The organism is Labrys sp. HAY1-8F (assembly GCF_056754975.1).
This window is the reverse complement of the sequence record NZ_JBPGWZ010000002.1, coordinates 4,930,454-4,950,123: the sequence shown is the minus strand read 5'-3', so window position 1 is coordinate 4,950,123 and position 19,670 is coordinate 4,930,454. Positions and strand designations below refer to the sequence as shown.

The 19,670-nt window shown below is 64.0% G+C and carries 18 protein-coding genes; 10 read left to right on the top strand and 8 right to left on the bottom strand.

Annotated features, from left to right (window positions below):
- Window positions 1-83 precede the first annotated feature (83 nt).
- The 3 genes from ACR9ZN_RS31960 (at window position 84) to ACR9ZN_RS31950 (ending at window position 2,281) form a co-directional block, all read left to right on the top strand.
- Window positions 84-473, top strand: coding sequence for a YciI family protein (locus ACR9ZN_RS31960; protein ID WP_434955624.1), 390 nt, complete (start codon window positions 84-86; stop codon window positions 471-473).
- The gene (locus tag ACR9ZN_RS31955; protein ID WP_481274126.1) at window positions 470-1,726 is read left to right on the top strand and encodes an RNA polymerase sigma factor; all 1,257 of its coding nucleotides are present in this window, start codon (window positions 470-472) and stop codon (window positions 1,724-1,726) included. The genes ACR9ZN_RS31960 and ACR9ZN_RS31955 overlap by 4 nt, the downstream gene beginning before the upstream one ends.
- A 90-nt stretch (window positions 1,727-1,816) precedes the next feature.
- Window positions 1,817-2,281, top strand: a complete 465-nt coding sequence (locus tag ACR9ZN_RS31950) for an SRPBCC family protein (protein ID WP_481274413.1) — start codon at window positions 1,817-1,819, stop codon at window positions 2,279-2,281.
- Between the two features lie 60 nt (window positions 2,282-2,341).
- On the opposite strand, the gene ACR9ZN_RS31945 is transcribed toward ACR9ZN_RS31950, so the two are convergent.
- On the bottom strand, window positions 2,342-3,082 hold the full coding sequence (locus ACR9ZN_RS31945) for an SDR family oxidoreductase (RefSeq protein ID WP_481274125.1): 741 nt from the start codon (window positions 3,080-3,082) through the stop codon (window positions 2,342-2,344).
- Between the two features lie 105 nt (window positions 3,083-3,187).
- Here ACR9ZN_RS31945 and ACR9ZN_RS31940 point away from each other — a divergent pair, with 105 nt between their 5' ends.
- A complete protein-coding gene (locus tag ACR9ZN_RS31940; protein ID WP_481274124.1) occupies window positions 3,188-4,114 on the top strand; it encodes a LysR family transcriptional regulator in 927 nt (308 codons plus the stop codon).
- A gap of 25 nt (window positions 4,115-4,139) precedes the next feature.
- On the opposite strand, the gene alkB is transcribed toward ACR9ZN_RS31940, so the two are convergent.
- The 3 genes from alkB to ACR9ZN_RS31925 form a co-directional block, all read right to left on the bottom strand.
- Complete coding sequence (gene alkB, locus ACR9ZN_RS31935) at window positions 4,140-4,778, bottom strand: DNA oxidative demethylase AlkB (protein WP_481274123.1); 639 nt, start codon at window positions 4,776-4,778, stop codon at window positions 4,140-4,142.
- A gap of 85 nt (window positions 4,779-4,863) precedes the next feature.
- Window positions 4,864-5,664 (bottom strand): DUF72 domain-containing protein, encoded by an 801-nt coding sequence (locus ACR9ZN_RS31930; protein ID WP_441773803.1) that lies wholly within the window; start codon window positions 5,662-5,664, stop codon window positions 4,864-4,866.
- A gap of 108 nt (window positions 5,665-5,772) precedes the next feature.
- On the bottom strand, window positions 5,773-6,471 hold the full coding sequence (locus ACR9ZN_RS31925) for a helix-turn-helix transcriptional regulator (RefSeq protein ID WP_481274122.1): 699 nt from the start codon (window positions 6,469-6,471) through the stop codon (window positions 5,773-5,775).
- A gap of 120 nt (window positions 6,472-6,591) precedes the next feature.
- Between ACR9ZN_RS31925 and ACR9ZN_RS31920 the strand changes: the two genes are divergently transcribed.
- Window positions 6,592-7,227: a LysE family translocator gene (locus ACR9ZN_RS31920; protein ID WP_481274121.1), complete on the top strand. Its 636-nt coding sequence runs from the start codon at window positions 6,592-6,594 to the stop codon at window positions 7,225-7,227.
- A gap of 8 nt (window positions 7,228-7,235) precedes the next feature.
- Here the strand turns inward: ACR9ZN_RS31920 and ACR9ZN_RS31915 are convergent, their stop codons facing one another.
- Entirely contained in the window at window positions 7,236-7,832 is a 597-nt protein-coding gene (locus ACR9ZN_RS31915) for a TetR/AcrR family transcriptional regulator (RefSeq protein ID WP_441773757.1), read from the bottom strand.
- Between the two features lie 125 nt (window positions 7,833-7,957).
- Window positions 7,958-9,547 carry a rhomboid family intramembrane serine protease gene (locus ACR9ZN_RS31910; RefSeq protein ID WP_481274120.1) on the bottom strand — a complete coding sequence of 530 codons (1,590 nt, stop codon included), beginning with the start codon at window positions 9,545-9,547 and terminating at the stop codon, window positions 7,958-7,960.
- A 385-nt stretch (window positions 9,548-9,932) separates the two neighbouring features.
- Between ACR9ZN_RS31910 and ACR9ZN_RS31905 the strand changes: the two genes are divergently transcribed.
- Both ACR9ZN_RS31905 and tuf read left to right on the top strand, forming a co-directional pair.
- Entirely contained in the window at window positions 9,933-11,870 is a 1,938-nt protein-coding gene (locus tag ACR9ZN_RS31905) for a DEAD/DEAH box helicase (protein WP_481274119.1), read from the top strand.
- Window positions 11,871-12,394: 524 nt separating this feature from the next.
- Window positions 12,395-13,600 carry an elongation factor Tu gene (gene tuf / locus ACR9ZN_RS31900; RefSeq protein ID WP_434955613.1) on the top strand — a complete coding sequence of 402 codons (1,206 nt, stop codon included), beginning with the start codon at window positions 12,395-12,397 and terminating at the stop codon, window positions 13,598-13,600.
- 57 nt (window positions 13,601-13,657) lie between these two features.
- Here tuf and ACR9ZN_RS31895 read toward each other — a convergent pair whose 3' ends face one another.
- Window positions 13,658-14,557 (bottom strand): GntR family transcriptional regulator, encoded by a 900-nt coding sequence (locus ACR9ZN_RS31895; protein ID WP_481274118.1) that lies wholly within the window; start codon window positions 14,555-14,557, stop codon window positions 13,658-13,660.
- Window positions 14,558-14,797: 240 nt separating this feature from the next.
- Here ACR9ZN_RS31895 and ACR9ZN_RS31890 point away from each other — a divergent pair, with 240 nt between their 5' ends.
- From ACR9ZN_RS31890 to ACR9ZN_RS31880, 3 genes are read left to right on the top strand one after another with little or no spacing between them, the layout of a single operon-like run.
- Window positions 14,798-16,426, top strand: a complete 1,629-nt coding sequence (locus ACR9ZN_RS31890) for a sugar ABC transporter ATP-binding protein (RefSeq protein WP_481274117.1) — start codon at window positions 14,798-14,800, stop codon at window positions 16,424-16,426.
- Entirely contained in the window at window positions 16,423-17,715 is a 1,293-nt protein-coding gene (locus ACR9ZN_RS31885) for an ABC transporter permease (protein ID WP_441773752.1), read from the top strand. Before ACR9ZN_RS31890 ends, ACR9ZN_RS31885 begins: the two co-directional genes overlap by 4 nt.
- Window positions 17,715-18,683: a substrate-binding domain-containing protein gene (locus tag ACR9ZN_RS31880; RefSeq protein WP_481274412.1), complete on the top strand. Its 969-nt coding sequence runs from the start codon at window positions 17,715-17,717 to the stop codon at window positions 18,681-18,683. The genes ACR9ZN_RS31885 and ACR9ZN_RS31880 overlap by 1 nt, the downstream gene beginning before the upstream one ends.
- Window positions 18,684-18,765: 82 nt before the next feature.
- Here ACR9ZN_RS31880 and ACR9ZN_RS31875 read toward each other — a convergent pair whose 3' ends face one another.
- A complete protein-coding gene (locus ACR9ZN_RS31875) occupies window positions 18,766-19,617 on the bottom strand; it encodes an EamA family transporter (RefSeq protein WP_481274116.1) in 852 nt (283 codons plus the stop codon).
- Between the last annotated feature and the right edge of the window lie 53 nt (window positions 19,618-19,670).

The window sequence follows — 19,670 nt, the reverse complement described above, 5'->3', positions numbered from 1 at the left end:
CGACAAGAGAGTATGAATTGTCCTGCTCCCTCATGTCGGATACCTCTTGGCTCATTCGTCCTTGGCTCAAGAGGAAGCAGACAATGCAATACACGATCCTTTGCTACAATTACGAAGACGTCGTCGGCGCCTGGACCAAGGAGGAGGACGATGCCGTGATGGCACGTCTGCACAAGGTGCATGAAAAGGTCGCGGCAGCTGGCAAGCTCGGCCCGGTGGTGCGACTGCTTCCAACCACCGCCGCCACCACCTTGCGCAAGACGGGTGGCGAACCCCTGGTGATCGACGGCCCCTTCGCCGAGACCAAGGAACAACTACTGGGCTTCTACGTGGTCGACTGCGACAATCTCGAGGAAGCGCTCGATATCGCCCGCGATCTCGCCAAGGCCAATCCCAGCATCGGTTCCTACGAGATCCGTCCGCTTTCGATCTTCCAGCCCGGGGTGCTCGAACAGAAGGCGCATGCAACATGACCGATGCGGCCTGGATCAGCAGCGCGCTCACTTCCGCCCGCCCGCAGGCCATGGGAGCGCTGCTGCGCTATTTCCGTGACCTCGATACGGCCGAGGAAGCCTATCAGGAAGCCTGCCTGCGCGCGCTGAAGAGCTGGCCGAAAAACGGCCCGCCCCGCGATCCTACCGCCTGGCTGATCTTTGCCGGCCGCAATTCCGGCATCGACGCCAAACGCCGCGAGAAAAAGCAGGAGGCCCTGCCGGACGAGGATCAGATCTCTGACCTCGGCGATGCCGAGGCGGAGCTGACCGAGCGTTTGGATGGCCAGCATTACCGTGACGATATCCTGCGCCTGCTTTTCATATGCTGCCATCCGGACCTGCCCGGCACCCAGCAGATCGCGCTCGCCCTGCGCATCGTTTGCGGCCTCACCGTCAAGCAGATCGCCCGTGCCTTCCTGGTCGGCGAAGCGGCGATGGAACAGCGCATCACCAGGGCCAAGGCGCGCATCGCCAGCGCCGACGTGCCCTTCGAGGCACCGGGCGCCGTGGAGCGCTCGGAACGCCTCGGCGCCGTGGCCGCCATGGTCTATCTGATCTTCAACGAGGGCTACTCGGCCGGCGCAGAGGATGACGGCAGCCGGGTCCAGCTCTGCGACGAGGCCATCCGTCTTGCCCGCCTGCTGCTGCGCCTGTTCCAGACGGAACCCGAGATCATGGGACTGGCGGCGCTGATGCTGCTCCAGCACGCGCGCTCGCCGGCTCGTTTCGACGCCGAGCGCCAGATCGTGCTGCTGGAGGATCAGGACCGGCGCTTATGGAACAGTCAGATGATCGCCGAGGGCCTTGCCCTGATCGACAAGGCCACCCGCCACGGACGCCCCGGCAGCTATCAGTTGCAGGCGGCCCTCGCCGCCGTGCACGCCCGTGCAGCGACACCGGAAGACACCAATTGGCGCCAGATCGATTTGCTCTATGCGTTGCTGGAGGAGATCCAGCCCTCACCCGTGATCACGCTCAACCGGGCCGTGGCCGTCTCCAAGACGGAGGGGCCGGAAGCCGCGCTCGCGATGATCGAACCCCTGGAATCCCGCTTGTCCGGCTATTTCTACTTTCACGGCCTCAAAGGCGGGCTGCTGCTGAAGCTCGGCAGAGGCAAGGAGGCCCATCGGGCCTTCGACCAGGCCATTGCCCTCGCCACCACCGCAGCCGAGGCCAATCACATCCGCCAGCATCTGGATAGGCTGTTGAAGGATAACGCAGCGCAGGCGTGAGGCCTGCTTCCCGCTGCCGGAGGAACCACCGTGGTCTATGTGCTTGCCATCCTCATCGTCGTGCTGGTAGTCGTGCTGATCCTCGCCGCTATGCGCCCGCCGAGTTTCGAGGTGAAACGCTCGCTCGAAATCCTGGCGCCGCCCGGGCGGATCTATCTCCTGCTCGCCGATTTTCACCAATGGAGCCGGTGGTCGCCCTACGAAAAGCTCGATCCTGCCATGCAACGCGGTTTCTCCGGCGCCGAATCCGGCAAGGGTGCCGTCTATGCGTGGGAAGGCAATGGCAAGGCCGGTGCAGGCCGCATGGAGATTCTCGAGGCGGCACCTGAGCGCGGTATCGACATGAAGCTCGATTTCATCCGCCCGTTCCGGGCGAATAACCGCGCCACCTTCACCTTCACGCCGGCCGGCGATGCCACGCGCGTCACCTGGTCGATGCAGGGCGCCGCACCTTTCATCGCCAGGCTGATGGGGCTGTTCATCAATATGGACCATATGATCGGCAAGGACTTCGAACAGGGCCTCGCCAATCTCAAAGCGGCGGCGGAGCAATAGGCCCTTGCGAGTGTGGCGGCCTCGCCGGCCGTCGTCAGGGCGCGCCACATCTCTGCGACCTCAGATCAGCCCGCCATTGGCCCTCAAGGTCTGCCCATTGATCCAGCCACCGTCCGGGCCGACCAGGAAGGCGACCGCCGCGGCAATGTCGTCCGGCGTGCCGAGTCGCTCCAGCGGCGCCATGCGGGCATAGTGCTCGACGAGGTCCTTCGACTTGCCGTCGAAGAAGAGATCCGTCGCCGTTGGACCAGGCGCGATGGCATTCACGGTGATGGAGCGGCCGCGAAGCTCCTTGGCCAGGACGCTGGTCAGTGCTTCGATGCCAGCCTTGGTGGCGGCATAGACGCCATAGCTCGGCTGGCGCAGGCCGACGACACTGGACGAGAAATTGACGATCCTCCCGCCCTGGCGCAATCGCCTCGCCGCCTCGCGCATGGTGTTGAAGCTGCCCTTGAGATTGACGGCCACCAGACGGTCGAAACCGTCGTCTTCCGTCTCGGCGAGCGGAGACAATGCGATAATTCCGGCATTGTTGACGAGGACGTCGAGGCCTCCGAAAGCCGTCTGCACCGCCTCGAAAATATCAGCCACGGCCACGGGGTCGCTGACATCGGCCTGCAGGGCGAGCGCCCGCCCACCTGTGCCCTCGATCTCACGCACCAGCGCCTCGGCCCGCTCGGTATTGCCGGCATAGTTGATGACGACCGAGAAGCCGTCCTGCGCGAGGCGACGGGCGATGGCGGCCCCGATCCCGCGCGAGGCGCCGGTGACGAGGGCAACCTTGCTGCCATTCATAGTCATTTTGCTCTCCTTGATGTGAGGTTGATCGCTGGACGGCACTATCCAACTTCTGCCATCTCGGATAATCATGCAAAATCTGATATGACTATTCGGGATTTGCGAACAATGGATCGTTTTGACGCCATCAGGCTCTTCACCCGGATCGTCGAGCGTCGCAGCTTCACGCAGGCGGCACAGGACCTGGGTTTGCCGCGTTCGACCGTGACCGAAGCGATCCGCCAATTGGAAGCACGCCTCGGCGTCCGCCTCCTCCAACGTACCACCCGCGTCGTCAGCCCGACGCTGGACGGCGAAGCCTATTATCGTCGCTGCCTTGCCATCCTGGCCGACATCGAGGATGCCGAGGCCGCCTTCGGCGACGCCAAGCCCCACGGATTGTTGCGGATCGATGTTCATGGCACGCTCGCCCGGCATTTCCTGCTGCCTGGCCTCGCCGACTTCCTGGAACGCTATCCGGGCCTGCGGCTCCATATCGGCGAGGGTGACCGCCTGGTCGATCTCGTGCGCGAGGGCATCGACTGCGTGATCCGCGCCGGCGATCTCCAGGACAGTTCGATGGTGGCCCGCCGGATCGCCATGCTCGCCGAGGCCACCTGTGCAAGTCCCGCCTATCTCGCCCGCCACGGCGTGCCGAGCACGCCGGATGACCTCGACGGCCATCGCATGGTCGGCTTCCTATCCTCGGCGACTGGCAGCGTGATACCGCTCGAATTTCAGGTAGATGCCGACATACGCCACGTCACCCTGCCCACCGCACTGACGGTCACGGGCTCGGAAGCCCTGTTCGGAGGAGCGCTGGCGGGGTTGGGGCTCATCCAGGTGCCGCGCTACCATCTCCTGCCCTATTTCGCCGACGGCAGGCTGATCGAGGTTCTGCCGGCCCATCCGCCGACACCGACGCCCGTCTCCCTGCTGTACCCACAGAATCGCCAACTCTCGCCGCGGGTTCGTGTCTTCATCGACTGGGTGGCGAGGAGCTTCGCCGATTGGGCCGATGCAGGGGTAATCTCTCGATCACCCGGGCCAGCGTGACATGGTGGCGATTTACTGTCGTTGGTCAGGTCTTACGGAAAGTCAGATTGATGCGATTGCGTCCCAGGCGGGGATGCTGCCCTTCCTTCAGCGGCAAGATGCCGTGATAGGCCAGGCGCGACGGGCCGCCCCATACCATCACGTCGCCATGCTGCAGCGGCAGCTTGCGCGGCTTGTCGCTGCGTGACAGGCCGCCGAACTGAAAAACGGCGGTCAGGCCGAGCGAGACCGATACGATGGGGTTGCCGAAATCGCGCTCGTCCTTGTCCTGATGCAACGACATCTTGGCACCGGGCTCATAGCGGTTGATCAGGCAGGCATCCGGCTCGAACCCGGCAAAGCCCGCCTCCGCCGCCGCCTCACGCGCGAGGGTGGCGAAGGCGGCCGGCATCTCCGGCCAGGGCTGGCCCGTTTCGGGGTCTTCCATACTGTAGCGATAGCCACGCCTGTCGGTTACCCAGCCGAGCTGGCCGCAATTGCTCATCGCCACCGACATGGTGAAGCCGCCGGGCGTGACCATATGGCGGAAGGGAGCGGCCGCCACCACGGTATCGAGGGCGGCGAGCAACGCCTCCTCCCGGCCAAGGGCACGGCCGACGAGCAGCACGGCGCCCTCGGCAATGTCGAGGCGGTTGGGCTCGTCGAAACTGAACAGATCCATCATTGCTTTGTTCTGGCCCAAAATCTGGGCGGCTATGTGACCCAACGGCAGGGTTAGCGATCTCTTCCCTGGTCTCCGATGGCGGCGCTTACAAGCGTTCGATCAAGGCCTTGGCCGCCGTAGGCGCCTTGGGCTTGAAGCCGTTGATCATGAAGACGAAGACATCCCGGCTGCCCGCCTGCGGCGCCTTCTTGTCCGATGCCTTGTCAAGGTCAGCAGGCTCACCACCGCCAGCCCACAACTTGGCCCTCTCGGCCCATTTGTCCAGCGCAGCAGTGGGATAACCGAGCTCCTCGTCCTCCTTCGCCGCTTGTAGGCGCGCGTAGACAAAGGGAGCGGTGACATCGTGGATATGCGGGAAATCGGCCTTGTCGGTCAGGACGATGCCGACATCATAGGCCCGCACCAACTCGATGAACTCAGGCACCTTGAAGCTGTCGTGCCGGACCTCTACGACATGGCGCAGGGCATGGCCTTCATGGCTCTTGGGCAGGAGCTTCAGGAAGCCCTCGAAATCGGCCGGATCGAACTTCTTGGTCGGCATGAACTGCCAGTTGATCGGCCCGAGCTTCTTCTTCAATTCGACGATGCCGCTGCCGATGAACATGTCGATCGATTTTCCGGCTTCCGACAGCACCTTCTTGTTGGTGGCAAAGCGGTTCGCCTTCATCGCGAAGACGAAATCATCCGGTGTCTCCGCATGCCATTTGGCGAAGCTTTCCGGCTTCTGGGAGCCGTAATAGGTGCCGTTGATCTCGATCGCCGTCACCTGGCGGCTGGCATATTCGAGCTCCCGCTTCTGGGTCAGGTCGGCGGGGTAGAAGCTGCCGCGCCACGGCTCGAAGGTCCAGCCGCCGATGCCGACGCGGATTTGGCCAGTCATGCGAATTCTCCCGATTTGTTCTCGGTCGCCAACCGACCATACCACGCCGAGTCCGGCAACCCGAAACCTCTGACCCAAGAGCGCCGATGTCTGCGCTCGTGGGAAACTGCGCCCTTATCCCGCCTGCCCCTGGTTGATCTGCCAACCGGAAATCCATAATTCGCGCAGTCTGTCGCCCTCATGGCGGAAATAGACTCCGGTCGGCGTACAGGACAAGGCGCGATCGGCGCGGAAATTGCGGATCGCCTGGCGCAGCTCACACCAGGCCACCAGAACGAAGGCCTGCGAATAATAGATCAGCGCAAGCGGCCGGATCGTCCGCTGCGTGTGCCGTCCCTGATCGTCGCGATAATCGAGATCGAGCTTCTCCTCGTCGCGGATGGCCCGACGCACCAGGCCGAGGTCGATGCGCTCGGGCGTCGGCGCGATGTCGCCCCAGGCATGCAGCGTACGGGAGGAGAACAACTGGCGCAGAGGCCCGGGCACCGCGCCCGCCAGTTTCGCGCCGGCTCCCCGCGAGGCCTGCGTCAGTTCAGGATCGCCGGCTCGTTCGATCAGGGCCAGGCCGAGCATCAGCGCCTCGGTCTCCTCGATCGAAAACATCAGGGGTGGCAGGTCGAAGCCGGAGCGCAAGACATAGCCGATACCCCGTTCTCCCTCGATCGGCACCCGCATGGCCTGCAGCGCGGCGATGTCGCGATAGATCGAACGGACGGTGACTTCGAGAGCCTCGGCGATCGCGGCAGCCGTGACCGGTTTTCGCGCCAGCCTGAGAATCTGGATGATCTCGAACAAACGTGCCGCCTTGCGCATCGCGCCCCCTTCACAACTGACACATCCTTGTCAGTTGCCTCTCTCTATAGAGGCAGACAACCCTTTGAAAAAGCGGCAAGGATGTCACCGAACACACCTCGCCACTGGCTGGCAACTGACATGACTTATACTGAAAATCTCTGGCTCTTCCTCATCCTGCTGACCGGCATCATCATCGTGCCGGGCATGGACATGCTCTTCGTGCTCGCCAATGCGCTGACAGGCGGCCGGCGTGCGGGCCTTGCCGCGACCTCTGGCATCATGGCGGGCGGCGTCTGCCATACCCTGTTCGGCACGGTCGCGGTCGCCGCCCTCAGCCGGCTCGTCCCGGCCCTTGCCACCGGCATGATCCTGGCGGGCTCGGCCTATATGATCTGGATCGGCATCCGGCTGCTGCGCAGCTCCATCACCGTCGGCAAGGTTGAATCCGGCCATACAGCCGCGCTCGCACGCATTTTCGGTCAGGGGCTGGCCACCTGCCTGCTCAATCCGAAGGCCTGGCTGTTCGTACTGGCGGTCTACCCGCAATTCCTCAACCCGAGCTTCGGGGCGCTCTGGCCTCAGGCTGTGATGATGGGCCTGATGACGGTACTGGTGCAGCTTGCCGTCTATGGCGGGCTGGCCCTGATGGCCGCACGCGGACGCGAGGCCCTGACCTCAAGTCCCGCCCTCACCATTTGGGCCGGGCGCGGCGCGGGATTGTTGCTGGTCGGGATCGCCGCCTTTGGCCTTGTCCATCGGCTCGCCGGCCTGTGAACGCTACCTCAGCTTCGGCGTGTATCCTTGGTCAGTGCAGCGAGCGCGAATTCGACGGTCTGGCGCAGGCTTTGTGTATCGGCGCCGGCCTTGCCGCTGACCTTGAGGCCACGCAGCGTCGCCTGGATAAAGCGCACGGCCCCCTTGATATCGGTGGTCGTGCCGATCTCGCCTTCCGCCTTGGCCTTGCGCAGGCTGCCCTCCAGCGCCGCGTCGAGCGCAGCCTCGTTCTCGGTAAGCATGGCAGCGATTTCTTCGTCGTTCCGGCCGAATTCGACGATCGCGCCGACATTCATGCAGCCGAGCGCCCGAAAGGAAGGGTCGGCTTCCGCCACAGCCAGCAGCATCCTGCGAATGCCGGCGAGAGGCGATGCTTCCGCGTCGAGCTGCGCGAGCTGATTGGCGAGATTGACCGCCTGATAGCGACCCAGCGCCTCCAGATAGAGGCGACGCTTGTCGCCGAACGTGTCATAGAGGCTCTGGCGGCCGATCTTCATCGCCACAAGCAGATTGTCGGTCGACGCCGCTTCGAAGCCCTTGGCCCAGAACACGGCGGTGGCGCGCTTCAGCGCCTCGTCACGATCGAATTCTCTCGGTCTTGCCATGGCCCCAGAAACACTGTTTCGGACAGATTTGTCAATAATATTGTTGCGCCGCACAAGACCGCGCGACATTCGTCAAAATTGATAGCCGGACGAGGCTCCCTGCCAGGCCTTCGAAGGAAGCGCGACTACTGGCACAGGGTGAACTTGTTGAGATAGTCAGCGATTGGTCCGTTCTTTTCGGCAGCACACGCAGGCCCAGCCATGGTCGCCGCTCCGCCCCCATCTCCCTTGCTCTTCAGAACGGCGGCAAGGACGGCCCGAACCCTGTTTTCGAAATCGGATCCACCGACTTCCGCACTAAGCGGCCGGTCCGTCAGCGCTGCACGCAAGTCTGCCTCGGCGCCCTGGATGTCATTCCTGCGCAGCAAGGTCTGGGCCCGCAGGAAGTGCAGGCGCGGATCCTGCGGATAAGCGCGCAGGAGGCTTTCGACGGATGCATCCGATGGAGTCGCCGCGGCCGACAGATCAGGTACGAGCTGCATCCGGCGCCGATAATGGTCGTGGATCGGCAGGCACGCCCCCGCGGCGACGGAAAAGAACACAATAGCGACGAGCGCAGCCAGATTGTTCAATCGGGGCCGTGGCAGGCGACTGGGCCACAGGCCCAGCAAAAGGAAACCCATGGTCACACCGCCGATGGCGCCCCCGAAATGGGCGCCGTAATCGACCTTTCCGCCACTGACCGCGGCGTTCAGGAAGGGCAGCAATGCCGGTACCAGACCGTAGAGGGCCTGGCTGATCAGCCGGGCACGGATGGCGCCTGCGGGAATTCTGAAGGATATCACGAGAGCGGTGGCAAGCAGTCCGGTAATGCCTCCCGACGCGCCGACGCTCACCATGTTGACGGGATTGGCCGCCAGCGACATCAGGGAACCGGCGACCGCCGACACGGAGAAAGCCGCTGCCGTCCAGCGCCAGCCGATCAAGGTTTCAAGCGAATTGCCAATCAGAAGCAGCACCAGGCCATTGAAGCCGATATGGGAAAGGTCGGCATGCAGCAGCGGCGCCGTAAACAGGCGCCACCATTCTCCCTCCCCGACCACCAGCGGATAGCTCAGGCCCCCCAGGACCTGCAGAGTTTCGATGGTCGGCACGGCCGGCTTGCCAGTCTTGCCGAAGGCAAAGACCTGCTCAGCAATGAAAACCGCCAGCAGGAGAGCCATCAGCACCCATACGAAGATTGGCCTTCCCAACTTGACCGTCCGCTCCGGAGTCACCAATTCCGCTGCGGACAACCGGGGCGCACGAAGCAGCTTCTGCATCTGCCCGGCAAGGCTGAACCTGCGTCCGAACAAGGGCAAGGGCCAGGCGCGGCGCTTGGAAACGTCGACGGCGATCGCTCTGGTGGCATGGCGTCTGCCACCGCTCTTATGGCCGGACAGACGGGACTTGTCGGTTCTGCCGATCGCGTGGGAGCCAATCTCGTAGATCGTGATAGCGAGTTTTACGGAAGCCGGCAGCGCGCCGACGATATGCTGCGCGAGAGCAGAGAGGCCCTGCGCCGGCATAGTGAAAATCTTGCCCTCGGCGCTGTCGCAATTGACGATCCCCACGATCGAGATGCGGTTGCCGGCCGATCTGGTCAGGACGTAATCGCAATGCTGCAGTAATTCTTCCGATCGCGGCAAGGCTCCCAGCCTGTAGCCCCGTTTGGCGACCAGATAGCGAGCGTAATAGCGGGAGAAGGGTTCACGCTCCGTCGCAGACTCTTCCATCGGTTGGCCATTCCTCTCCCGCCATTTCTCCCCGATGTTTGCATGAGCGCCTGTCTATTTGGCAATGTGGATTCGGGCGACAACGGGGGCTCTTGCCAGGTTTGGTGCAGCCGGCAATCAATCCAAGCTGCACTGTCGGCCAGAGGCCCGCTGGTAAAGCCCAACGACCTCGTCTCCGCTGGCCACGTGCTCGCCGTCATGCCGGAAACGCGCAGCAGTATCGCGCGATCGCCCTCGCAATTGTCCGCGCTTTGTTGTATTGGGCTGCCTCATCAGTGAAATCCTGCAGAAGTGGACGCTGGCGCGCGGACTTAATACCCGTGGGCGCGCCGCCCCCGACCCGGCATTTCACATGACCGGTTTTCCTCATCGACAGGCTTTCCCCGTGACCCTTCCTTCTCTGAACCCGGCCCTTCGCCAGGCTCTGACCGATCGCAATTATGAAGAACTGACCCCCGTGCAATCGGCCGTGCTGGCCGACGAGGCCGCCGACCGCGACCTGCTCGTCTCCGCCCAGACCGGTTCGGGCAAGACGGTGGCTTACGGACTGGCCATTGCGCGCGACCTGCTCGGCGACGACGAGCGCTTCGAACAGGCCGATGCCCCTCTCGCCCTCATCATCGCGCCGACCCGCGAACTCGCCATTCAGGTCGAACGCGAATTGCTCTGGCTCTACCAGAAGGCCGGCGGACGCGTGGTTTCCTGCGTCGGCGGCATGGATCCGCGCCGCGAGCGCCGCTTGCTCGCCGATGGTGCCCATATCGTCGTCGGCACGCCCGGCCGCCTGCGCGACCACATCGAGCGCAAGGGCATCGATCTCTCGGCCATGCGCGCCGTGGTGCTCGATGAAGCCGACGAGATGCTTGACCTCGGCTTCCGCGAGGATCTCGAATTCATCCTCAAATCCACCTCCGATGACCGGCGTACCCTGCTGTTCTCGGCCACCATGCCCAAGGGCATTGTCGCCATCGCGCGCACCTATCAAAAGGATGCGCTGCGCATCGAAGTGAAGGCTGCCGTATCAGGCCATGCCGACATCGAATATCGCGCCATCCGCGTCTCCCCCAAGGAGACCGAGCACGCCGTCGTCAACCTGCTCCGCCTCGTCGCCTCCCCCACTACGATCGTCTTCTGCAATACCCGCGAATCCGTGCGCCATCTGCATGCCACCCTGCGCGAACGCGGCTTTTCGGCCGTGCTGCTCTCGGGCGAACTTGGCCAGCACGAGCGCAACCAGGCGCTGCAAGCCCTGCGCGACGGCCATGCCCAGATCTGCGTCGCCACCGACGTGGCCGCGCGCGGCATCGACCTGCCCAATCTCGGCCTGGTCATCCATGCCGACCTGCCCACCGATGCCGAGAAGATGCAGCACCGCTCAGGCCGCACCGGCCGGGCCGGCCGCAAGGGCATCAGCGCTCTGCTGGTGCCGATGTCGCGCCGCCGCAAGGCCGAAATCATGCTCAACCAGGCTGGCGTGAAGGCCCAGTGGATGGGCCCGCCGACTGCCGAGGAAATCCGCGTGCTCGACCAGCAGCGCATGCTGGAGGACCCCTTGCTGACCGAAGCCCCCGGCGAGGAAGATCTGGCCATCGCCAAATTGCTGCTCGAGAATCGCAGCGCCGAGGATATCGCCGCCGCCCTCGCCCGCGTCTACCGTTCGCGCCTGCCCGAGCCGGAGGAAGTCAGCGATCCCGGCGACGGCTTCGGGCGTCGAGACAATTTCGAGCGCCGAGATGGTCGCAAGCCCTCCCGCTTCGACCGGGACGACAGGCCTGCCCGGGACGACAGGCCCAGGTTCGACAGGGACGACAGGCCTGCCCGCTTCGAGAAGGGCGAACGCGCCCCGCGCTTCGACAAATCCGATCGGGCACCGCGTTTCGAACGTCCCGAGCGTGCTGCGCGCTTCGAGCGTGACGAGGTGCCGTCCGCCGGCGACGATATGGTGCTCTACCGCCTGAGCATCGGCCGCCGCAACAATGCCGACCCGAAATGGTTGCTGCCGATGCTGTGCCGCCGCGGCGGCGTCAAGCGCCGCGATATCGGCAACATCAAGATTCTCGACAACGAGACCGTGGTCGAGATCTCCAAGGAAGCCGCCGAGCATTTTGCCGTCAACGTGCGCAAGCCCGACGAAGAGAACATCCGCATCCAGCCCTATCGCGATCGGGGGGGCGAGGAATCGGCTCCCGAGCCTAAGCCGCACCGCAAGGGCCCGCCCAAAGGTAGCGCGAAGAATACCACCAAGCCCTGGCAAGACGAAAAGCCCTGGCAAGACGAAAAGCCCTGGCAGGGTGACAAGACCGACAAAAGGCGTGGCCGCTAAAGCGTTTTGCAATTAGACGGAATCGCAAAGACGCGTCGAAACAAAGAGTTAGAGCGAATAAGCGTTCCCACTTGAACGCTTATTCGCTCTAGCAATGAAGCTACAGCATCGGACCTGATCCAGGAATCAGGTCCGATGCTGTAAGATCTTATTATCGCATTGTTTTCTACCAAAAATCGGCGCCCTTTTTTGGCACGCTGCTACTCTAGCTTCTCCTAAGGGGATGAAGTAAGGCGCGGGCCTTTCCCCTTGCATTTCCTTCGCCAAGCGCCTATCTGCGCCATCCCAATTCGTCACCCGCCACAAGGCACCGGACCCATGCGGACGTCATCGTCGATATCGCTGATGATCCCGAGGAACATCGATTCCTCGGCCGCACGCGCTTTGCCCTAGGCCGGACCGAAATCACCTGAGATCGAGCCAGCCCGGACGCAAAAGCGGTTCCGGGCACTTTTTTGGCTCTCGTGGTGCCCAGAGCCGTGCAACCTCCCCAAGCGAGGGCCGGCAAGCACCACAGGTGTAGCATGACCAAGGAAAAGTTCACCCGGTTGAAGCCCCATTGCAATGTGGGCACCATCGGCCACGTCGACCATGGCAAGACGACGCTGACCGCGGCGCTCACCAAGGTCTCGGCAGACCGAGGCTGGGGAGCTTTCGTCTCGTATCAGGACGTGGCCCGCGCTTCCGCTGCCCAGGGCACGCGCGATGCCTCGAAGATCCTCACCATCGCCTCCGGGCATGTGGAGTTCTCGACTGAGAACCGCCACTACGCCCATGTCGACTGCCCCGGCCATGCCGATTATGTGAAGAACATGATCACCGGCGCGGCGCAGATGGACGGCGCGATCCTGGTGGTCTCGGCCCTGGACGGCCCGATGCCGCAGACGCGCGAGCACATCCTGCTCGCGCGGCAGATCGGCGTGCCCCGCATCGTGGTGTTCCTCAACAAGTGCGATTCGGTGGAGGATCACGAACTGATCGACCTGGTCGAGCTCGAGATCCGCGAGCTCCTGACGCGGCAGAACTACGAGGGCGACAAGGTGCCCTTCATCCGGGGTTCCGCCCTGCAGGCCCTGAACGGGCTCAAGGGTGAGCTGGCGGATGAGGCGATCCTCCGGCTCTTCGAGGCGCTGGACAGCACGATCGAACTGCCCGAGCGCGCCGAGAACCGGCCCTTCCTGATGCCCATCGAGAGCGTGCGCACCATCTCCGGCCGGGGCACGGTGATCACCGGCCTGATCGCGCGCGGTGCGGTCAAGCTCGGCGACGAGGTCGAACTCGTCGGCTTCGGTGCCCGTCGCAAGACGGTGGTCACCTCCATCGAAACCTTCCAGAAGATCCTGGACCAGGGTCTCGCCGGGGAGAATATCGGCTGCCTGTTGCGCGGCGTCGAGCTCAAGGAGGTCCGGCGCGGCCAGGTTCTGGCCAAGCCGGGAACGGTGGAGCCGCATGCCCGCTTCGAGGCCGAGGTTCATGTTCTCACCAAGGAGGAAGGCGGGCGTCATACGCCCTTCTTCGGCCATTACCGGCCGCAGTTCTTCTTCCGCACGGCCAACGTCACCGGCGGTATCGAACTGCCGCCGAACGTCGAGATGGTGATGCCCGGCGACACCGTCGTGCTCACCATTGCCCTCAACGAAGCCATCGCGCTCGAAGCCAATACGCGCTTCGCCATCCGCGAGGGCAACCGCACGGTGGGGGCCGGCGTGATCAACCGTCTGCTCGACTGAGAGCGTCACGGCGGAGGGCGGGCAACTGCCCTCCGCATTCAAGGCTTATTCTGCTCGCTATTTCCCCGCCCCGATCGCCGACTCCAGCAGCGTGCGCACCGATGTGCGCAAATGTTCTTCGAGCCGCTTCTGCGCCTCTTCGATCACGCCGGATCTCAACGCGAGCAGAATGCTCAGATGCTCGGCCAATGCCGTACGGTAGCGCTCGATCTCGTCGTCCTTGCGCCACTGGTAATGATAGTGAAAGACGAAGGAGACCACGTCGTAGAAGCTGGTGACGAAGCGATTGTCGAGCTGGTCCACCAGGAAGCGGTGGAAGCGACGATCGAGCTGCGGAAACTGGCGAATAACCTCCTCGCCGCCCCGGCTCATCGCCTCATGGGCTTCAACCAGCCGACCGATCTCGCGCCAGACCGGATCGTCATCGCCACGCCCGCCAAACAAGCCGATCGCCTCGATCTCGAAAGTGCGCCGCGTTGCCGCGAGCTCCCGGGCGAAGGAGGCATCGAAAGCGCAGAGCCGCCAGCCTCCGCGTGGCGCCTTCTCCACCAGGCCGTAACGCGAAAAGCCGATCAGGAATTCGCGTACGCTCACCGTGCTCGCACCGAAGGTCCGTGCGAGTTCGGCCTCCGAGAAATTGCGTCCGGGCATCAGGTCGCCCGCGACGGCCATTTCGAGGAAACGCCGTTCCACCAGGTCCGAGCAACTCTCTGTTTCAGCCAGGCCGAAATAATCCGAGGCCGCCGGCAGCCGGTGCAGCAGGGTGAGCCGGCCGTCGCGCCGGACCAGCCCCGCCTGTTCCAGGCCTTCGAGGGCTGAGCGCATCGCCGTACGGCTCACGCCGACCTCGCGCGCCAGCACGGCCTCCGGCGGCAGCTGCGCGCCGGGCTGCAGCTTCGCCATGATGTCGAGGGCCAGATTGGTGGCCTTCATCGAGACATTGCGCGGGCGCGGCATCGCCGTTCCTCAGAATTGCAATCGCATTTCGTCATCGCTGGGCGTTCGGGCGTCCCTGCGAGGTCCGCTTAGACGCGATTCATGGCTGCACAATCAAGCGAGAGCTGAGACAGCCGGCCCAATGCCTACACGACGCTTTGTACCCTTGCCGCCCCCAGCAACGCATGTTAGTGTCCTCTATAAATAAAAGACACCAATGTAACAAGGGTGTCCGAAACAAAGCACTTTTGGAAACGCACAATGCTCGCCACCCGGCTCGAACCGAGTGATGCTGCGCTGGAGGCGCGAGGCATCTCCAAACGGTTCGCAGGCGTCCCCGTCCTGTACGATGTCGACTTCTCGGTCGCGGCCGGAGAGGTGCATGCGCTCGTCGGTGAGAACGGCGCCGGCAAGTCCACCCTGATGAAGATCGTCAGCGGTATCCTGACGGAGTTCGACGGCAACTTGTTCAGCCAGGGCCGTGGCCTGCGCTTTGCCTCGGTACGAGACGCCCAGGCTGCCGGCATCGCCATCATCCATCAGGAGCTCAATCTCATTCCCGAAATGAGCGTGGCCGAGAACATCTTTCTCGGCCGCGAACCTCGCATTGCCGGCCTGTTCGTTGACCGGCGCGCTCTTGCCCGCGCCGCCGCCGACCTGTTGACGGGCTTCGGCGTCGCCCTCGATCCCGAAGCACGTGTGGGGTCGCTGCGGGTCGGCGAGCAGCAACTGGTCGAGATCGCCAAGGCCCTCTCGCTGGAGGCGCGGGTCCTGATCATGGACGAGCCGACTTCGGCCCTGTCGCCAAGCGAGTGCGAGCGCCTGTTCGGGATCATCCGAAAGCTCGCCGCCTCGGGCGTTGGCATCGTCTATATCAGCCACCGCATGGACGAAGTCTCCCTGCTCGCCGACCGCGTCACGGTGATGCGCGACGGGCGGCGCGTGCTGACGGCCCCCATGACGGAGCTGACGCCCGAACGCATCATCGCCAGCATGGTCGGGCGCGACCTCAGCCTTGCCACGCCGCCCCATACGCCCGATCGCTCCACCGAAGCCCTCGCCGTGCACGGTCTCGGCCTGAGCCTGCCCCAGGTGCGCGGCGGTTGGAAACGCGTGTTGCGCGGCGTTTCCTTCAGCCTGCATCGCGGCGAGATCCTCGGCATTGCCGGCCTGCTCGGTTCCGGCCGCACCGAAATTCTGGAAACCATCTTCGGCGCGAGCAGTGGACGGCGCGAGGGCCGCATCCTGGTCGACGGCGAAGAGGTTCGGATCGACAATCCGCGCCAGGCCATCCGGCACGGCCTAGCTCTGGTGACGGAGGACCGCAAGGCAACCGGGCTCCTCTTGCAATCGACCATTCGCGACAATGTCTCCCTGCCCTCCCAGCCGCTGCAGCGACGCCTTGGCCTACGCGATGACGGCCTGGAAACCCGGCTTGCCCGCGAGGCGATCGATAGCCTTTCCGTGCGCTGCCGTTCGGACGAACAGATCGTCGGCCAGCTCTCCGGCGGCAATCAGCAGAAGGTGGTGATCGGCAAATGGCTTGCCATCGGCCCGCGCATCCTGCTGCTCGACGAGCCGACGCGCGGCATCGACATAGGCGCCAAGAAGGAGATCTACGACCTGATCTTCCGCCTCGCCGGGCAGGGCATGGCCATCCTTGTCGTCAGCTCCGAACTGCCCGAATTGCTGCTGCTCTCCGATCGCGTCCTCGTCATGCAGGAAGGGCGCCAGGCCGGCATCCTCGAGCGCCGGGAGGCCAGCGAGGAGGCGATCATGACCCTTGCTTCGCCGAGGCGGTCCGCCGCCCTACCCGAGCTCTCTGCCGTATCCGCCGGAATTTCACCTTTCCCACCTGCCCCCAATGAGCCGTCAACGAGCCGTCAATGACCTTTCTGAGACTTCTGTCGCGGACCAAGCTGTATTGGGGCCTCGCCGCCCTCTTCCTGATCGGCGTCGCCTTTTCGCCGGTCACTTCCAAGGGGCGAAACATCTTCCTGACCTCCGGCAATCTCTCGGACGTACTTCGCCAGGTTTCGATCACCGGCCTGGTCGCCGTCGGCATGACCATGGTGATCCTGATCGGCGGTATCGATCTCTCCGTCGGCTCGATCCTGGCCTTGGGCACCGTGCTGGCCGCGCTGCTGCTGACGCAACCGGGCCTCACCGTGGCAGCCGGCATCGCCCTGCCCGTAACCTTCCTGGTCGCGATGGTCGGCGTCGCCCTGATCGTCTCCTTCGTCTCCGCTCAGCTCGGCGCGGGCAGATCCGCCACAACGGCGGCGCCAATCCATCGAAGCCGCCGTAGATCCACACTCTCGGCAATCTGGCTGCCCCTCGTCGCAGGCATCGTCGTCGCAGGGCTTTTGACACTCTGGCTCGCCTCCCAGGCCGGCAGCCAGTTCGGTATGCCCGGCGTACTGATTGCCGTCTCTTGCATCGGGCTCGCGGTCGGCGCGCTCAATGGCGCCATCATCGTCGGCGGCCGCCTGCAGCCCTTCATCGTCACCTTGGCCATGATGGTGACGATGCTTGGCCTTGCACGCCTGGTCGCCGGCCAGGACAGCGCCGTGGTCGCCGTCTATTCCGGCACCAACGCCACCACCGACATCGATCTCCTGCGCGCCGTGCTCTGGGGCGTGCTGCCGGTGCCGGGCCTGTTCTTCCTCGCCGCGCTCACCCTGTTCATGGTGGTGCTGAAATTCACCGCCTTCGGCCGCTATGTCTATGCCATCGGCGGAAATGAGGAAGCGACGCGCCTCTCCGGCATCGCCGTCACACCGGTGAAGATCGCAACCTATGCTTTCTCAGGCATGCTCGCCTGCATCGCCGGCGTGCTCTATGTGGCGCAATACCGCCAGGGCAAGCCTGATGCCGGTGTCGGCCTCGAACTCGACGCCATCGCCGCCGTGGTGATCGGCGGCACCAGCCTGATGGGCGGACGCGGGAGCCTGGCCGGCACGCTGGTCGGCGTACTCATCTTCGGACTGCTCACCAATATCCTGCAGCTTCACAACATCTCCACCAACGTCCAATTGGTGATGAAGGGGCTGATCATCATCCTCACCGTACTGCTGCAGGAACGCAATCTTGGCCAGATCTTCGCGTCGCTCCGCACGAGCCCGCGAGCCGAGGCACAGGATGAGAAGACCTATAACAAGCTGGAGGAAACCCCATGATCAATCGCCGAAGCTTCATCCACGCCGCGCTCGCCAGCGGCGGCGCCATGCTGATCCCTGCCGGCTGGACGCCGCGCGCCCTCGCCGACGACAAGAAATATACGATCGGCTTTTCGCAGGCGACGACGCTCGAACCCTGGCGCGTCCAGTTCAACAAGGATCTGAAGGCCGAGGCCGAGAAGCATGCGAACGTCAAGCTCCTGATGGCCGATGCCGAGGACAAGACCGAGAAGCAGGTGTCGGACACCGAGAGCTTCATCACCCAGGAGGTCGACGCCATCCTGATCAGCCCGAAGGAATCGGCCGGCCTGACCGCCGTGGTCGAAAAGGCCATGGACGCCAAGATCCCGGTCTTCGTGCTCGACCGCAACGTCAATTCCGAGAAATACACCCAGTGGATCGGCGGCGACAATGTGGTGATCGGCCGGGCGGTCGGCGACTTCGTGGTCAAGACCCTGGGCGGGACCGGCAAGGCCAAGGGCAATGTGGTCGAAATCTGGGGCGGCCTCGGCACGCAGGCGAGCCATGACCGCTCCAACGGCTATCATGAGAAGGCGGACAAGGAGAGCGGCATCAAGCACCTGCTCAACCAGCAATCGGCCGATTGGAAGCAGGCCAAGGCCTATGAAGTGATGTCGACGGCCCTGCGTAATTTCGAGGACATCAACCTGGTCTATGGCCACAACGATCCCATGGCCTATGGCGCCTATCTCGCCGCCAAGGATGCCGGCCGGGAAAAGAACATCCTGTTCGTCGGTGTCGACGGCCTGCCCAATGAGGGCGTCAAATATGTGCATGATGGCGTACTCGCCGCCACCTTCCTCTATCCGACGCCCGGCGCCGAGGGCCTGCGTCAGGCTTTGAAGATGCTGGGCGGCGGGACGGTCGAGAAGAAGCTGGTGCTGGATACGCAGACCATCACCAAGGACAATGCCGACGCCATTTTGAAGACGAACGGATTGCTGTGAGGGTACGGGCGGAGAAGGCCTCACCTTCTCCGCTCCGATAACGCCAAGGCTGGGACCGCGGACGTCCCAGCCGCTCCGCCTCCTACCCCAGCCGCATCAGCACGAGGCCCCCCAGGATCAGCAGGGCAGACAACCCGCGCACCGGTGTAAGGGGCTCTTTCAGGAAGACCATGGCGATCAGGCCGCCGAACAGCACGCTGGTCTCGCGCGTGGCGGCAACCAGGGCGATCGGCGCCACCGTCATCGCCCAGATCACGATCCAATAGGCGGCGAGCGACATCGCCCCGCCTGCGAATCCCGGCACCAGGAATTTCAAGGCGGGACGCACGCCCGTCCACCCCTTGCGCCAAAGGCATATCGCCAGCATCGGATAGGCATCGAGCGTGAAGAGTGCGGCCGCATAGGAATTGGGGCTCCCCGCAGCACGTGCGCCGATGCCGTCGACGATGGTGTAGAGCGAGATGGTGACGGCGGTGAGCAGGGCATAGATCACGGCTGTCCGGTTCGGGACCAGTGAGCCGCGCTGCCCCTTGAGCGAAATCAGCAGGACCCCCAACCCAAGCACGGCAATGCCGGCGACGTTGCCCAGGGTCATCGGATCATGAATGAAAACCAGGGAAATCGCCGTCGTGGCCAGCGGCGCGGCTCCGCGGGCAATTGGATAGACCTGGCTCATGTCGGCACGACGATAGGCCTCGGCCAGGAAGAGGTAATAGCCAAGGTGCAGAACCGTCGACAGGGCCACCCACATCCAGGCTTCCTTGTTGGGCAGCCCGGTGATCGCCAGCGCCGGCAAGGCGATGACCCCGCAGGACACCGCGATCAGCGTCATCGCCAGGAAGGGGTCGAGCTTGATCTTGACCAGCGCGTTCCACCCGGCATGCAGGGCCGCCGCGGTCAGCACGGCCAGGAAGACGGGGAGTTGCAATTCCATGGGGGAGCGACTTCAGGACATCGAGCGCCCGACAGACGGCAAAGGGGCCGCTG